The 1,393-nt window shown below is 74.5% G+C and carries 1 protein-coding gene; it reads left to right on the forward strand.

Annotated features, from left to right (window positions below; translation table 11 throughout):
* Nucleotides 1-1,391 (forward strand): thiol reductant ABC exporter subunit CydC (gene cydC / locus LQV45_RS32535; RefSeq protein WP_230011700.1); only part of this gene is annotated, 1,391 nt, incomplete at its 5' end.
* Between the last annotated feature and the right edge of the window lie 2 nt (nucleotides 1,392-1,393).

Raw genomic sequence — 1,393 nt, forward strand, 5'->3', positions numbered from 1 at the left:
ACGTCGACACGGTCCGCGAGCTTTTGCCCCGCGTCGTGCTGCCGCCCGTGACCGCCGTCGCGGTCGCCGCGGCCGCAGTGGCCGGGATCGGGCTGCTGCTTCCCGCTGCGCTGCCTGCCGTGGCCGCGGCAGCGCTGCTGAGCATCGTCGTTGCCCCCGCCCTGGCGTTGGCCGCCGACCGCATGTCTGCCGGCACCGAACAAAACCTCCGTTCCGGCGTGCTCCGTCACGTTGCCGCAGCCCTGGACGCCCGCGCGGAACTGCACGCGAACGGTGTCAGCGCCCCCGTGCTCAATGCGATTGGCCGGGCGGACCGGGCCGCGACGGCAGCCTCACAGCGGTCGGCATGGGCGGAGGGTCTCGGCCAGGCCCTGACCGTCCTGGCCTGTGCCGGGGCCGCCCTGGCCAGCGCAGTGCTGGCCGCCCCGCTCGCCCTGAGCGGCGCGGTCAAACCGGAGACTGTTGCCGTCGTCGTCCTCGTGCAGCTGGCCCTGGTGGACCCTTACGCGGCCATCACCACGGCCGTGCGACAGTATCCCGCGCTGCGCGCCGTGATGCGGCGGATCGGCGCGGCAGGAGTCCTGGAGGCCGGGGCGGACAGTGACGCGGACGGCGGCGCCGCAACGGGCGGACTGGTGCCCGTGGCTTCGCGCCCCGGCGGCCGGCCAGGGATTGAACTCGTGGACCTCGCTGCCGCGTGGCCTGGCGGCGGAAATGTCTTCAGCGGACTCACGGCCGAGGCCGGCCCCGGGCGCTGGCTGGCCGTCACCGGCGCCTCCGGCTCCGGCAAATCGACCCTGCTGGCCACGGTCCTGGGGTTCCTGCCGGCGGCCGGCGGCCACCTGTACCTGAGCGGACGCGCCGCCTGGTGCCCGCAGGAGGCACACCTGTTCGATTCGACCATCCGCGGCAACCTTCTCCTGGCGCGGCCGGAGCCAGCTCCCGCCAGGACGGACAGTGCGCAGCGTGGACCCGGCGGCGCCGTGGTGGCCAACGGGGACGAGCAGATGCGGGCTTCCCTCGACGCCGTCGGACTCGGCCCGATGCTGGCCCGGCTTGAGGCCGGCCTGGACACCCGGATCGGCCCGGGCGGGGCCTTCCTCAGCGGCGGAGAGCGTACGCGCCTGGCCGTTGCGCGCACGCTCATGACCGGGGCCGACGTCATCCTGCTCGATGAACCGACGGCGCACCTCGATGCGGAGTCAGGCAGGCTCATGCTCGCCGAATTGCGCGACGGGCTGCGCGACCGGACCGTTGTCCTGGTCACCCACAACCCGGACGATATCGACGCCGCGGACACCAGGCTGGACCTGGACGCCGCAGCCGCGGCTGCCGCCGTGGGCGCCGCGGGCGAGGGTCCAGCGGCGGCGGCCGTGCTGGCGCGCGGGTAACC

This window comes from Microbacterium sp. Bi128, assembly GCF_918698205.1.